A 13,418-nucleotide genomic window follows, 5' to 3' on the forward strand; every position below is an offset into this window, starting at 1 on the left:
CTGTATAAACAATATCCCGCCTGCTTTACTAAAATCTCATGTTAACGAATGCTCATAAAAATATTGCCAGAGTACCCTTTTTAAAGATGAAGCTGTCAGTACATAATTTTGTATCCCATTCCTGCTCAATGCCTCAGCAGCCTTAGGTTTTACACCAATTAATCTAGCCTTTTCCCCTGACATAATCTCAATTGTTTTTAAGAAATCGATCAGCCTCCGAACCCCAGCTTCTTCTATAGATCCAGTTGCTGTTAAGTCTACTAAAATCGTTTCAAAATCACCTTCAGATATATTTTGCAGACAAGTTTCCGAGATCACCCGCAACTTCTCTTCAGCGATATCCCCAAAGATCGGAATATAGCCTATTTTTTCGCTCAGTGGAATAAATGGTCCGGACAGGACATCTAGTCTTCTTAAGGCACGCTCCAATTGTTCCTTTTTTTCAAGTAATTCAAAGTCAGTATCATTTAATCTCGTTTGCAGACTGAGCAGCCTTTCCATTAATATGCTGGTGTCATTATCTTTGGATCGAAATAGCAGATTCGCATGTTCATTCTCATCTATAGATATAAACACCTCGTATAAAGATAAATCTGATCTTGAGGATTTAACATGTATTTCTACACCTGTGGCTGATCCTTCTGCATGAATCGCTCTTTGGAGCTTAGCCATACTTTCCCCATCTACAAGTGAATAGAGATTTCCCCTTAATAAATTGAATTCCTCATAGGCTGTTTTGGAAAAAGAAAGGATGGTACCGTCTTGTTTAATTTTCACAAAAGGAAGCGGCAGATTTACATCAATTGCTTGCATATGTTGAATCCTCCGTCCTTGTGCTCCAATCCATTAGCCAGTCTGTTACTGAATTTAAATCTTTCAAAACAATCGACTGAGATGAGGTAAAATGATTAAGATCATACATGGATGTGAGTCTGCCGCCTACTAAAATAGCAGGTTTCTGTGGAAGCCCTTCAAATGCTTTCGTATATTCTTTAAGTTTTGGCAGGTTTGTTGCTAGTGAAACGGATAGGCAGATCACTTTTGCCTGCCATTTCAAACTATCCTGCAGAGCAACATCTAGGGGGAGGTTGGGTCCATAATACTTTGTTTCCCACCCATGTTCCTGGAAAAGACTGTCCACCATTTTTAGCCCGAGATAATGCTGTTCACCTTCTATGCAAAAGAACATAGCTCTTTTTGTGTTGTTTTCTTCACGTTTATTTTTATACATAAGTTTTGAAAGAACAAAGTCACATGTGGCTGTTGCAAGATGCTCTTCAGCGACCGTAATTTTATTTTGTTCCCATAGCACTCCAATATATCGCATCGCGGGTGTCATAACGTCATTATAAATAGAGAGGTGATCTTGCTTCTTCTCTTTTTGAATGTATTCTATTGCTTTATCGGTGTCTCCCAAAAGAAGGATGGAAGCAAATTCAACTTCTTTACTCACTTGATCACACCCTTTGCTGCTGTTTAAGAATAGTGTAACATACAATCATTTCTGTATGAGATGAACTGCTTATTCTTTTGATCCGGAAGTCGGCCATTCTTACCGTGCAACGATTTTATATTGCGTTACTTTCGGAACAATAGCAGCAAGCTCTTGATCAGGATATTTTTTCTCCAGGTCATGTATTTTTTTAAAATCTTCGCCTCTTACCCAATTTAAATAATTTTCCTTTGAATCAAAAATGAGCTGTACCGTCAGCTCTCCCTTGCGTTTATCGTTTTGGAGCAGCATAAAGTCAATAAATCCTGGTGCGGTATCAACCATTTTAGATCGATTTCTATAGATTGAAATGACTTCATCAGCCTTATGTTCTGGCACGTCAAATGTTGAAAAAACAGTGTACATCGATGTATATCTCCTTTTAGAAGGTCATTGATTTTGAATTCCCATCTTACTCCTTTCGACAAATCTTTCCCATTTCCTTTGGTAAATACAAAGAAAAAAGAGATCACACCCATGCAGTTTCTTCCACATAGGATGATCTCTACCTTATTATTATTCTTTTACTCTTACTGTAAATTCCTCGCCAAAACTGCGGCACCGCCCAATATCCTCCCCTTCAGGAGCGTACTCAACCTTTAAGCCTTCTGTAACGACATCAGCTCCACAACTCGTTAGCCTTTCGATTAATAAATCTACAGCGTTACAGTATGCAGGATAAAAGGTATCTCCCGAGCCAAAAACAGCTGCCTTTTTTCCGGTTAACTGCAGTCCCTCCATATCATCATAAAAGTCTTCAAACTCATACGGAAGATCTCCATCTCCCCATGTATATGAACCAAGAATAATTGCATCATAATTTAATAGCTCCTGCGCGTGACAGTCTGACACTTCCTTTATCGTTATAGAAGTGCCCGTTTCCTTAATGGCAGCCCCAATCAAATCAGCCATTTCTTCTGTATTGCCTGACATACTTGCAAATATTAAGAGAATATTGCTCATTTTACACCTCGATTGATTGAATATGGTGCTGGTTCATTTAAGATCTTTTCCCCCTGCTATATCTGAGAGGCAGCTCGTTTAAATAACTTGATGCTTGATCTTCAAATAAACTCGCTTCCCCGCAGCATGGACAGGCATCATAATACACTTTTCCATTTTCAAAGTAGCCGCAGTCAAAACAATTTAATATGTACATAATTTCTTGCTCTTTTAATGTCATTTTTAAGCACCTCCATTTGAGAATGGTTATCATTTACTTTATTTTAATTGATAATGATTATCAAAATCAATACTTAATTTTCATTCTTTTGAAACCAAAAGGAAAATAATTCCGTCTTATAAATTGGAGGTGCTATGATTGCATAAAAAGAAATTACTAGCAACTTTTAAAATCTTTGTTATTTCTTTTGCTGCTGCTACTCTTTTCGCCTACTTTTTTCGGGGCGGTCTTCTTTTAGATCATATCGGCATTTACATCGAAAGACCTTTTACAAAAGAATTCGAAGTTCCCCTTTTATACGATGAAAAAGATCATAATGACAATGGAATTCCAGATCCTCTTGACTTTGTCTATGCAGCCAGACAGGAGGTTCAACAGCGTACCTTTTATCGAAGCCGTTATTATGAAGGCGGATATCCGCCTGATGATGAGGGAGTCTGTACTGATGTGATTTGGCGTGCAATGCTAAGAGCAGATATTCATTTAAAGGATTTATTGGATGAGGATGTTGCTCTCCATACAAAACTTTATCCTCGGGTAGAAGGAAATCCGGATCCGAATATTGATTTTAGGCGTGTTCCCAATCAAGATGTTTTCTTCAAAAGATTTGCTGAAAATCTCACAACGGATCTAATACCGGGAGAAATCGAAAACTTAAAGCAATGGCAGCCTGGAGATATCGTCGTCTTTCTGACAGATCAGTTCCAGCATGTCGGGATTATCTCAGATAAGCGGGCAAAGGATGGAACCCCTTATCTCATTCATAATATTCGTCCCTTTGCTGCTGAAATAAAATTGTCCTCATTTAAAACACCTATTACCGGACATTACCGATGGAAATATGGAAAAAAAGGAGGCAATGAGTGATGGATTTAAAGGGGATTATTTTAATTTGGATGGCACACAATTAGATCCTATAAATTGGAAACAGAATTGAATTATTACTGGTGAATCTTCCTTTTTAGCAAACCATGTTCCGGAAAAAAAAACTTTGATTGGAGAAATATATCTTGAATATACAAGGCATTAACCATTTACTATTTTCTGTATCCAACTTAGAAACATCAATTTTGTTTTACAAATCTGTATTCAATGCTAAGCTCCTTGTAAATGGACGTTCAACCGCGTATTTTGATTTAAACGGACTTTGGCTGGCGCTCAACGAAGAAAAGGATATTCCTAGAAATGAGATAAACTTGTCGTACACTCATATTGCTTTCTCAATTAATGAAGATGATTTTGATGCTGCTTTTAAAAAATTGCAGGAACTTCACGTTCATATTCTGCCTGGTCGTTCCAGAGATGAATTAGACAGAAAATCAATCTATTTTACTGATCCAGATGGTCATAAGTTTGAGTTTCATACAGGGACACTTGAGGATCGAATGAACTACTATAAAGCTAAAAAAGAACATATGAAATTTTATTAAGAATTTAGAGGATAAAAAAACCTCGCCAATTCCGGCGAGGAAGTCTGTAATTCGTATTTCACTTTATTTGGCAAGTCCTCTTTTCAGAAGCTCCATTTCCATTTTATAATGCTCAAGAGCTTCTTCATTCGGAAGCTCTCGCGCAAATTTTTCAATGAAACTCCTAATTGTTACTGCTATAATGATCTGCCCCATACATGCCAGTTCTTGTTCATTCGTAATATTTAATTTCTTTTGATCCACAAGGCCAGCAAACATATTATAGTCGCTATTTCGATCCTGATTATCATGAAAACTTCTTGCATAGGTACTTTCTATTTGGTGAGTCATATTCAGAAAAATATTCTTTAAGAAATGCAGGTTTTCCTCTTCCTCACTTATAATCGACTCATAAAATTCCAGCATAGTCGAAAACAGGTCACCATTGTTTTTTATTAAGATAGAAGCAAAACGCTGTTTGTTTTCTTTTACATGCTCATTCAGCAAGAAGAAAAAGGCATCTTCTTTATCCTCGAAATACTGGTAAAAGCTCCCCCTTGGAATTCCAGCAGCCTTTATAATATTTGTTATAGATGCCTGTGATAGGGGCACCCTTGAAAACTCTTCTCTTGCCGCTTTAATTAATATTGTTTTTTTATCTTCAGGTAAATTAAAGAATGTGATTTTCGGCAATGGTCTCACTCCTGATTCTCTATCAGACTAGCTATATAATCTGTCGCGTTTTTCCTCTTTTAAGAACTCGATAAAATGCTGTATCAGTAAAAAAGGCTGTCCCTTAACAAGCATGATATATTTATTTTTTAAACTCTCACTTGCATCCTCACTCTTGTTGATACGATCAATAATATATTCTGCTGTTCTTTTCAGGATATCTTTTCTTAGTAATTTCCCTTCTTTTGAAAGAGCCATCCCAACCGCCCCGATTACAGCGTATATCATAATGGTTAAAGCCGCATTCTCAGTAGTTGTCATGCCAAACAGCACTAGAAACAGATTCATAATGGAGATAAAAATAAGCGGATATGAAAAGAGTACATATTTTGATGCCTTTTTCATAACTGGCTGTATTTTTTCTTCTAATTTCTCTAGCTCCTTTTTTATAAATGCAGGCATCTCTGCTGTTCTTTGAAACATAAATCTTCCTCCTTAGTTCTGTTGATTTCCTGTTAACAGATCATATGGAAAACGGAAGTGGCGATTGTTGAATATCAATCCCTCTAGGTTTTCCTCTTTATTCAGCTCTTTTATTTGTTTCATTTCTTTATGGATTTTCTCCATTTTCCTATCAAGCTCAGCAGCTGATTCAGCAGCTTCTTTAAGCTCCTCATTTATATTGCTGGGTACTTCCTTATTGTATTTGTAATAAATTTTATGTTCGAGGCTCGCCCAGAAATCCATCGCAATTGTACGAATTTGAATTTCAACGTTAACGAGATCCTCCCGGTCGGACATAAATACAGGGATCTGCAGAATTAAATGCAGGCTCTGATAGCCATTCCCCTTAGGATTTTTAATATAATCCTTGCATTCAATCACTTTAATATCCTTTTGCTTTTGGAGCATATTGCTTATTTCATAAATATCAGAAATGAATGAACAGGTAATCCGAATACCTGCAATGTCATGTATATTCTCTTTTATTGCTGGTAAAGAAAGGTCATAGCCTTTTCTCTGCATCTTCTGCAGGATACTCTCAGGTGATTTCAAACGCGATTTTACGTGTTCAATTGGATTATAGTCATGTATATATTGAAATTCCTGCTTTAAAATATCAATTTTTGTATTCATTTCATCTAAAGCAAATTTGTATGTCATCATAAACCGTACAAGATCTGTCTTAAGTGTTTTCATTTTATCCAAGTCAAAAATCGTTTTCATGGAAGTCTCCTCTTAATTCTTTACTAGTACTGGACGTTTACATAATACAGCGTTAATTCCCTGTAATTGCAGTTTTTTAACGAGTGCTGCTACTTTACTATTTTTCATCATTACACCTCAATGTGACATGTTGTCATGATCATATTAATATCTTATATGACACGGTGTCATCTGTCAATAAATTTGTGACACGGTGTCATAAATGTCATAACAATAGTGAAGAATAAACAACAAATTATTTGAATAGTAAAAACAGCACAATCGAATTGTAGTGGAATTTATTGCAGTAAAAAAAAATTGTATTATTTCTGGCTATATCGTTCTCTATAATAACTTTTAGTTGCGTAAATCCAGCAAGAAATTTATAATGCTTCTTATAACTATAACGTTACAGTTCGGAGGGATTGCATTGGGAACGAGAAATTAAAAATTGGTGAGCTTGCTGAGAGAGCTCAAGTGACAAAAAGAACAATTGATCATTATACAAACTTGGGCCTTCTGCATGCCGAGCGTTCACCATCAAATTATCGCTATTACGATATATCGGCTGTTTCACGTCTTGAATTTATTGAAAATCATAAGAAGAATGGCATGCCGCTTTCAGAAATCAAACAGCTGCTGCATAAAAAGGATTTAGAAGAAGCAGAAGAAATTGATGTTCTTGAGCTGCGTCTAAAGATTAAAGGATTACAAGAAGAAGTATCAGATGTACTGGCTCAGCTTGATAAAAAGGATGAAAATAATCATGAATATGTAAAGAAGCAAGTTTCAAGCGAGAGCATGTCACTTATTCAAGCTTTGTTATTATTACTTAATTAATGTAAATTAAAATTTTTCACAGGAGGTGTAAGTCTTACATAGTATTGTAAGACTGCCATTGACAACCCTTAATTTAACTTTATTTGCTATATTAATCGCTTTAACCGCTTTTTTTGTGGCAACTGAATTTGCAATTGTAAAAATACGCTCCTCAAAAATAGATCAACTCATTGCGGAAGGTCGAGCTGGCTCACTTGCAGCCAAAAAAGTCATCACACATTTAGATGAATACTTATCTGCCTGTCAGCTTGGGATCACGGTCACAGCTTTAGGAATAGGATTTGTTGGGGAATCTACATTTGAAGTCCTTCTTCATCCCCTGTTTGAATACTTTCAAGTAAATGACTCAATGTCTCATATTCTAACGATTGGAATTGCTTTTGCTATTGCTACATTTTTGCATGTAGTGGTTGGCGAGTTAGCACCTAAAACCATCGCTATTCAAAAGGCAGAAGCAGTTACACTTGCTTTTGCGCGACCAATTATTTGGTTCTATCGCATTTTATTCCCATTTATCTGGTTCTTAAATGGATCAGCTCGGCTTCTTGTTGGACTTTTCGGTTTAAAGCCTGCATCCGAGCATGAATTAGCTCACTCTGAGGAAGAATTACGCATCCTTTTATCTGAAAGTTATAAAAGCGGTGAAATTAATAAAAATGAACTAAAATATATGAACAACATTTTTGAGTTTGATGAAAGAATTGCAAAAGAGATCATGGTACCGCGGACAGAAATGGTTGCATTCTCCGCTGATGACTCCTTTACGGATGTCATGAGCACTATTAAAACAGAACGATATACACGTTACCCCGTTGTGGATGGAGATAAAGATAACATCCTTGGATTTATTAATGTAAAAGAATTTTTAACTGCTAATCTGCAGCGTGAAGATACAAAGGATTTAACACTAGAACGATTCATCAACCCAGTGATTCGCGTAATTGAGACCGTTCCAATCAACGACCTTTTAATCAAAATGCAGAAAGAACGCACACATATTGCTATTTTAATGGACGAATATGGCGGTACTTCTGGACTGGTTACTGTAGAAGATATCATCGAAGAAATTGTTGGAGAAATCCGTGATGAATTTGACGAAGACGAATTGCCTGAAATTCGCAAGATAAAAGAAAATCATTATCTTCTAGATGCAAAGCTTCTTATTGATGATGTCAATAATCTTCTAGAAATTGAACTGGATGATGAAGACGTCGATACATTAGGCGGCTGGTTTCTTACTCAAAACTTTGACGCTGAAGTAGGCAGTAAAGTGGAATATGAAGGCTTTGTCTTTACGGTTACTGAAATAGAAGGTCATCAGATTCATTATATTGAAGTGACAATAAACAAAGAGATAACTTTATAATGTTTTCTAAAGAAAGCTGCCGTGTTATTTGGCAGCTTTGTTTCTTTGAATAAAAATAAAAAAGCTTGGAATTTATGCCAAACTTTTCTACATGCACTATTATAAAATTTCTTTTTTGTTTTTTATTTCATCCAGTTTTAGTTGTATCTCGAGCTCTTGCCTCATTTTTTCCGTTTCCAGCATGAAGTTTTCATGTTTAAGCTTTTCCAGTTCCAATTGGTCTTTTACGACTTTATGCTTTAGCTTTGTTTGTTTTTGGAAGTGGTCTGCCAAAATCGCAATAATCGGAATTGAAAACACCATTATGACAGCAATGGTACCTGTCGTCATCATTTTCTCCACCTCATTTTTTATCCTTCTTTACCATATGATAACAAAAAAAAAGGAAGAAGTGCGTTATTAAGTAGAATTTCTTCAAAATAAAAAAACAGCTATTCTTTTCATTCAGTTCTATATTACATGCTGAAAAATACGAACATACCTATTAATCAAACATTTGATTAGTCTTTTACTCTGCAAATAATAGGTCATTTTGGTGAAATCTTTTTATTTACTAACTTAAAAAATATTGTTATGATAAGAACACTTTTTAGAGAGGGAGGATTAAAGATGAATCAACATAAAAAAATCATATCCATCGGTTTACTGTTCATCTTTTTGTCTTATCTTCTCATTGGTTTTCCAAACAATATGGCACAGTCCTTCATCGGAGCTGACGATGTCCTGACAGCTGGATCCATTGGAATACATGACCATGCTGGCGAAAAGGATGAAGTAAAAAAGGTCCCGTCGCTTTTATTTGATTCTGCGGCCATCATTGTACTCATGACAACTGCAGCAGCAGCTATATGTCTGCATTTCTCAAAGAATACGAGAATAAAGATTTTTATGACACCATATTTTTATCAGGCAAATTCAATTTCTGTTTCTCCTTGTTTTTATTAAAGCATTTAATAAAAATTCGAGGAGGAATTATGATGTTATTTCGTTTTCTAATGATTGGATTATTTTCACTTACAGCAGGAAGTATTTTTGCTTACCAAGGCTATGAAGTGGTCCATGTGTTATTTGACTATATGAAACGGCACTAATCGATACACTGCAGACATATGCCTGCGGTTTTTTAATTTGGATCATTTCCCTTTTCCATGGTTACATTACCTGGTCTCTCCTAAAATTGAAATCTTTTCTTATTGACTTGCCTATATTCATAGACTATTATTTGAAAGTATGTCTGACGTGGTTCGAGAACCTCCCACGATAAAAAACTAAGGAGAGAGAAATAAAATGAATAGTAAAAACCTTGTCCTTAACGGCATTATTGCTGCCCTTTATATTGCTGTTACCATGCTTATTCAGCCATTCGGGTTCACAGCTGTTCAGTTCCGTGTATCGGAGTTGTTTAACCACCTGATTGTCTTTAATAAAAAATACCTTTATGGCATCGTATTAGGCGTATTTTTAACCAATTTATTGTTTTCTCCAATGAAAGGCTATGACCTCATTTTCGGTACCGGTCATTCCTTATTATCTTTGCTGATTACAATATTTATTTGTAAATATGTTAAAAACATCTGGGCACGATTAGCAATTAACACGATTGTCTTTACGCTGATGATGTGGCTGATTGCATTAGAGCTGAAACTGGCGTTTGGATTGCCATTTTTAGAAACGTACTACACAACAGCTGTTGGGGAATTTATTGTTTTATTGGCTGGAATTCCAGTTATGTATGCTTTAAATAAGCGAATTAATTTGGCTAAAGCATTATAATCAGACACTAAAAAAGAGGCTTGCACCCATGTGTTGGGAGGCAAGCTTCTTTTTGTGGTCAAATACGAATTAATGTTTCACTTCACCACTTGCGACAGCTTTTTCTTTTGAAAGGAACCAGCCGCCTGCTGCGATAAGAACTAACACGATATAGAAAATTGATTTCCATTCAGTGGACTTTGCAAACGCTTCTGGAAGGAATGCCAATGCTGGATGTGACATTGTATAAACAAGCAGCTTAACCCCAACCCAGCCGACAATCATAAAGGCTGCAATTTCAAGCCCTGGTCTTCTTTCAAGAAGTCCGACAAAGAAGTTGGCTGCAAAACGCATTATAACAAGGCCAATTAGTCCTCCAGCAAATATAACTAAGAACTTTCCTCCATCAAGGCCGCCGATATTTGGCAGTCCTGAATCTGGGAGTGCTACTGCTAATGCTACTGCTGCTAAGATGGAGTCAACTGCAAATGCGATATCTGCCAGTTCTACTTTAAATACAGTCATCCAAAAACCAGATTTTTTCTTGGGACGCTCTGTCCCCGAAGACTCTGCTTTTTTTACAACAAGCTTACGGTATATGTGATTAAGCGCGATGAATAATAAATAGATCGCACCGATTGCCTGAACCTGCCATACATCTACCAGGAATGAAATGGCAAATAAGGAACCAAATCGGAAAACAAATGCTCCCGCCAATCCGTAAAATAAGGCTCTTCTTCTCTCTTCTTCTGGTAAATGCTTTACCATGATCGCAAGTACGAGCGCATTATCAGCTGCCAGCAGTCCTTCTAGTGCAATCAGAACTAATAACACCCATCCATACTCCAATAATAATGATAACTCCATTCTTTTTCCTCCTTTAATCGTTTTGTTTATATGTTCGGCCGTCCTATATGTAAAATGGCAATAAAAAGACCTTTACCATTTTGGTAAAGGTCAACAAAAATAATAAAGACCTCTACCGTGAATAGGTAAAGGTCTTGCTAACAGTGTTCACACTGCCAACAAAGCCGAGAGCTAAAAGCTCCGAAATGACGACTTTGCTGTTAAAGCTACTCCCCTTTAGGGATATCCGAACATATTTAATTATATTCTTATCATATTAAGGATCGTACTTTTTGTCAACCTAATTTTTCTCAGCTAGATAGTCAGCGAGTTTTTGCATATGAACCAGACTTTCATCAGCAGCTGTAATCTCTGCTTCCCAATCCCGAATGATTCTAGCTGAAATATAATTTTCCATATGCTCTAAATGAATGTGCAGCATATTTTGAAGAGTCTTTTCCTGCCAGCGGGGATTGGCTTCACTTAGAACTGCTGCCAATTCGTTCGCATTTTCATACCATTTTTTCCGTTCTTGAGCAACCGTTTCCTTCTCACCATTTTTTGCTGCTTTTATCATTTTTCCAGCCAGCAAAATATGATCCTTTAAGAGAGCGGTTACTTGTGCCGTTCCTTTTTCACCAAGGTAAGGTGAAAGTGATACACCAATATCCTCCTGGTTTTTAAGCAATCTATTTAGAACGGCATCACGATCATTCAAGTCCTCCATCTCGCTTACAATATAGCTTTGGGACCATACGAAATGTTCTGTCCATAGCTTTTTATAATCCTCTTGGGTACTGCTGCCTTTTCTTGAAGCGGCAGCATGCACCGTTGAAAGACACAACGTCATAACCATAATCAAAACAACGTATCTAACAGCTTTTTTCAATTTAATCTCTCCTTTATCATCCTCTCTTTTATATTGGATTTATTTTCTATATTTATTCTCTTTTTAATAGCCTCCGAACTTTCTTCACTATTAATACTATTAGAAAGATTTCCAAGCTATATAGGAAAGTACTGTGTCTCCACGCCGCTTCACTCCAGCATGGGACTTCACCTTAGTCAACATTCTTTGTTCAAACAGGATAATCAAAAAACCGACTGCACATAATGGCAATCGGCAGATATTATTTAAGCAGCATCCGTTTTTTTCTTAGCTGGATTCCACGATTTCTTTTTAAATAAAGGCACAGTCATAACAAGTACTGCGACAATCATCAAGGTTAACCCAATTGGGCGTTCAACAAAGATTGATAAACTGCCATCTGAAATGGTCAGCGTTTGTCTTAGGGCCTGCTCCATCATGCCACCTAAGATAAACGCTAAAATAAATGGAGCTGCTGGAAATGAAAAGATTCTCATTAAGAATCCAACTATACCAAAAATCAACAGCAGGTAAAGGTCAAATGTACTGAAGCTCAACGCATATACACCGACCATACTAAACGTGATCACAAGAGAAATGAGCATTGGTCTTGGAATCGTTAACACTTTTGATATATAAGGAATGAGGGGCAGGTTTAAGATTAGCAAAAATACATTCCCTATATACATACTGGCGATAATTCCCCAGAATACTTCTGGATTATCTTGAACAAGAAGCGGGCCAGGCTGAATGCCCAAAACTAGAAAGGCACCGAGCATTACGGCAGTTGTTCCTGAACCAGGGATTCCTAAACTTAGCAGCGGAACAAAGGCACCGCTCGTTGCAGCATTATTTGCCGCCTCTGGAGCTGCCAGTCCTTTAACTGATCCTTTTCCAAATTCTTCAGGCTTTTTTGCAATTTTTTTCTCTGTTATATACGCAATGAAAGAGGCGATAGTGGCTCCCGCTCCCGGCAGAACACCAATGATAAAGCCTAAAAATGACTGTCTTGTAATTGGTCCTTTAATTTCCTTTACATCTTCTTTTGTCAGTTTCAAACTGCCAATCTTTTCATTTTTTTCTTTATCTGCAGCTTCATTCCGGTTAAAGATCAGTGTGCAAACTTCTGCTAGAGCAAATAAACCTAAAGCAATGATTAAAAAGTCAATCCCTTCAAGCAGATAGGCATTCTCAAATGTGAAACGAGCTGTTCCCGTTTGCCCGTCAATTCCAATTGTAACGACTATAATTCCTAATGTGGCAGAAATAAATGCTTTTAATGTTGATCCATCCGACAAACTGGCAATGGCGGTCAAGCCCAGCAGCATTAAGGCAAAATATTCTACCGGTCCAAAAGAAACAGCAATCGAGGATAGCAATGGTGAAAATAACATCAATAACACAACACTGACTGTTCCGCCTATAAATGAGGCAATGGCGGCAATAGCGAGTGCTTTACCAGCTTTTCCTTGCTGAGCCATCGGATATCCGTCAAATGCAGTTGCAACTGTTCCCGCAACTCCTGGTGCATTCAAAAGTATGGATGAAGATGAGCCGCCAAAAACTGCTCCATAATAGACCCCGGCCATCATCATTAGTGCTATCGCAGGATCCATGCTGTACGTAATTGGAATCATAATTGCAATAGCCGAGATCGGTCCAAGTCCTGGCATCATACCAATGAAAGTACCAACAAATACACCAATAAAAACAAACAATATCCCCTGTAAACTAAGTGCGACCTGAAAACCTGACATCAATCCTTCTATTGAGCCCATATAGAT

Annotated in this window: 18 protein-coding genes and 1 riboswitch; of the genes, 6 read left to right on the forward strand and 12 right to left on the reverse strand. The window is 37.0% G+C overall.

Annotation, left to right across the window (positions count from 1 at the left end):
- Positions 1–36: 36 nt before the first annotated feature.
- The 5 genes from A6754_RS19615 to A6754_RS19635 form a co-directional block, all read right to left on the reverse strand.
- Positions 37–813: an STAS domain-containing protein gene (locus A6754_RS19615; RefSeq protein ID WP_066449928.1), complete on the reverse strand. Its 777-nt coding sequence runs from the start codon at positions 811–813 to the stop codon at positions 37–39.
- A complete protein-coding gene (locus A6754_RS19620) occupies positions 800–1,453 on the reverse strand; it encodes a cobalamin B12-binding domain-containing protein (RefSeq protein WP_066449930.1) in 654 nt (217 codons plus the stop codon). The genes A6754_RS19615 and A6754_RS19620 overlap by 14 nt, the downstream gene beginning before the upstream one ends.
- 99 nt (positions 1,454–1,552) lie before the next feature.
- Positions 1,553–1,858, reverse strand: a complete 306-nt coding sequence (locus A6754_RS19625; protein ID WP_066449933.1) for an antibiotic biosynthesis monooxygenase family protein — start codon at positions 1,856–1,858, stop codon at positions 1,553–1,555.
- 150 nt (positions 1,859–2,008) lie between these two features.
- On the reverse strand, positions 2,009–2,455 hold the full coding sequence (locus tag A6754_RS19630) for a flavodoxin (protein WP_066449936.1): 447 nt from the start codon (positions 2,453–2,455) through the stop codon (positions 2,009–2,011).
- A 37-nt stretch (positions 2,456–2,492) separates the two neighbouring features.
- Positions 2,493–2,675, reverse strand: coding sequence for a hypothetical protein (locus tag A6754_RS19635; protein ID WP_066449938.1), 183 nt, complete (start codon positions 2,673–2,675; stop codon positions 2,493–2,495).
- Positions 2,676–2,813: 138 nt separating this feature from the next.
- On the opposite strand from A6754_RS19635, the gene A6754_RS19640 reads away from it, so the two are divergent.
- Both A6754_RS19640 and fosB read left to right on the forward strand, forming a co-directional pair.
- Positions 2,814–3,542: a DUF1287 domain-containing protein gene (locus tag A6754_RS19640; RefSeq protein ID WP_257298711.1), complete on the forward strand. Its 729-nt coding sequence runs from the start codon at positions 2,814–2,816 to the stop codon at positions 3,540–3,542.
- Positions 3,543–3,685: 143 nt separating this feature from the next.
- Positions 3,686–4,105 (forward strand): metallothiol transferase FosB, encoded by a 420-nt coding sequence (gene fosB / locus A6754_RS19645; RefSeq protein ID WP_066449941.1) that lies wholly within the window; start codon positions 3,686–3,688, stop codon positions 4,103–4,105.
- A 63-nt stretch (positions 4,106–4,168) separates the two neighbouring features.
- On the opposite strand, the gene A6754_RS19650 is transcribed toward fosB, so the two are convergent.
- The 3 genes from A6754_RS19650 to A6754_RS19660 are packed head-to-tail and all read right to left on the reverse strand — an operon-like array spanning position 4,169 to position 5,983.
- A complete protein-coding gene (locus A6754_RS19650; protein ID WP_306806932.1) occupies positions 4,169–4,786 on the reverse strand; it encodes a TetR/AcrR family transcriptional regulator in 618 nt (205 codons plus the stop codon).
- 18 nt (positions 4,787–4,804) lie between these two features.
- Positions 4,805–5,239 carry a DUF5392 family protein gene (locus tag A6754_RS19655; protein WP_066449947.1) on the reverse strand — a complete coding sequence of 145 codons (435 nt, stop codon included), beginning with the start codon at positions 5,237–5,239 and terminating at the stop codon, positions 4,805–4,807.
- 12 nt (positions 5,240–5,251) lie between these two features.
- Positions 5,252–5,983 (reverse strand): GTP pyrophosphokinase, encoded by a 732-nt coding sequence (locus tag A6754_RS19660; RefSeq protein WP_066449950.1) that lies wholly within the window; start codon positions 5,981–5,983, stop codon positions 5,252–5,254.
- Between the two features lie 456 nt (positions 5,984–6,439).
- On the opposite strand from A6754_RS19660, the gene A6754_RS19665 reads away from it, so the two are divergent.
- Both A6754_RS19665 and A6754_RS19670 read left to right on the forward strand, forming a co-directional pair.
- Positions 6,440–6,802 carry a MerR family transcriptional regulator gene (locus A6754_RS19665; protein WP_066449952.1) on the forward strand — a complete coding sequence of 121 codons (363 nt, stop codon included), beginning with the start codon at positions 6,440–6,442 and terminating at the stop codon, positions 6,800–6,802.
- 58 nt (positions 6,803–6,860) lie between these two features.
- Positions 6,861–8,168: a hemolysin family protein gene (locus A6754_RS19670; RefSeq protein WP_066449954.1), complete on the forward strand. Its 1,308-nt coding sequence runs from the start codon at positions 6,861–6,863 to the stop codon at positions 8,166–8,168.
- Between the two features lie 99 nt (positions 8,169–8,267).
- On the opposite strand, the gene A6754_RS19675 is transcribed toward A6754_RS19670, so the two are convergent.
- Complete coding sequence (locus A6754_RS19675) at positions 8,268–8,498, reverse strand: hypothetical protein (protein ID WP_066449958.1); 231 nt, start codon at positions 8,496–8,498, stop codon at positions 8,268–8,270.
- 279 nt (positions 8,499–8,777) lie between these two features.
- Between A6754_RS19675 and A6754_RS19680 the strand changes: the two genes are divergently transcribed.
- A complete protein-coding gene (locus A6754_RS19680; protein WP_066449962.1) occupies positions 8,778–9,113 on the forward strand; it encodes a hypothetical protein in 336 nt (111 codons plus the stop codon).
- A gap of 288 nt (positions 9,114–9,401) precedes the next feature.
- Positions 9,402–9,446: riboswitch (PreQ1 riboswitch) on the forward strand.
- A gap of 9 nt (positions 9,447–9,455) precedes the next feature.
- The gene (locus tag A6754_RS19685) at positions 9,456–9,941 is read left to right on the forward strand and encodes a QueT transporter family protein (protein WP_066449965.1); all 486 of its coding nucleotides are present in this window, start codon (positions 9,456–9,458) and stop codon (positions 9,939–9,941) included.
- 69 nt (positions 9,942–10,010) lie between these two features.
- Here A6754_RS19685 and A6754_RS19690 read toward each other — a convergent pair whose 3' ends face one another.
- From A6754_RS19690 to A6754_RS19700, 3 genes are all read right to left on the reverse strand, one after another.
- Entirely contained in the window at positions 10,011–10,787 is a 777-nt protein-coding gene (locus A6754_RS19690) for a TerC family protein (RefSeq protein ID WP_066449968.1), read from the reverse strand.
- 280 nt (positions 10,788–11,067) lie between these two features.
- On the reverse strand, positions 11,068–11,655 hold the full coding sequence (locus A6754_RS19695; protein WP_082851759.1) for a hypothetical protein: 588 nt from the start codon (positions 11,653–11,655) through the stop codon (positions 11,068–11,070).
- A 245-nt stretch (positions 11,656–11,900) separates the two neighbouring features.
- Positions 11,901–13,412 (reverse strand): tripartite tricarboxylate transporter permease, encoded by a 1,512-nt coding sequence (locus A6754_RS19700; RefSeq protein WP_066449969.1) that lies wholly within the window; start codon positions 13,410–13,412, stop codon positions 11,901–11,903.
- Between the last annotated feature and the right edge of the window lie 6 nt (positions 13,413–13,418).

The sequence above is a fragment of the Cytobacillus gottheilii genome, from assembly GCF_001636345.1.
Classification (GTDB): Bacteria; Bacillota; Bacilli; order Bacillales; family Cytobacillaceae; genus Cytobacillus; species Cytobacillus gottheilii.

Coding starts and splice junctions, on each gene's coding strand:
- A6754_RS19685 (WP_066449965.1), top strand. CDS start 9,456: ATGAATAGTAAAAACCTTGTCCTTAACGGCATTATTGCTGCCCTTTAT.
- A6754_RS19615 (WP_066449928.1), bottom strand. CDS start 813: ATGCAAGCAATTGATGTAAATCTGCCGCTTCCTTTTGTGAAAATTAAA.
- A6754_RS19675 (WP_066449958.1), bottom strand. CDS start 8,498: ATGACGACAGGTACCATTGCTGTCATAATGGTGTTTTCAATTCCGATT.
- A6754_RS19660 (WP_066449950.1), bottom strand. CDS start 5,983: ATGAAAACGATTTTTGACTTGGATAAAATGAAAACACTTAAGACAGAT.
- A6754_RS19635 (WP_066449938.1), bottom strand. CDS start 2,675: ATGACATTAAAAGAGCAAGAAATTATGTACATATTAAATTGTTTTGAC.
- A6754_RS19700 (WP_066449969.1), bottom strand. CDS start 13,412: ATGGGCTCAATAGAAGGATTGATGTCAGGTTTTCAGGTCGCACTTAGT.
- A6754_RS19625 (WP_066449933.1), bottom strand. CDS start 1,858: ATGTACACTGTTTTTTCAACATTTGACGTGCCAGAACATAAGGCTGAT.
- A6754_RS19630 (WP_066449936.1), bottom strand. CDS start 2,455: ATGAGCAATATTCTCTTAATATTTGCAAGTATGTCAGGCAATACAGAA.
- A6754_RS19690 (WP_066449968.1), bottom strand. CDS start 10,787: ATGGAGTTATCATTATTATTGGAGTATGGATGGGTGTTATTAGTTCTG.
- A6754_RS19680 (WP_066449962.1), top strand. CDS start 8,778: ATGAATCAACATAAAAAAATCATATCCATCGGTTTACTGTTCATCTTT.
- A6754_RS19655 (WP_066449947.1), bottom strand. CDS start 5,239: ATGTTTCAAAGAACAGCAGAGATGCCTGCATTTATAAAAAAGGAGCTA.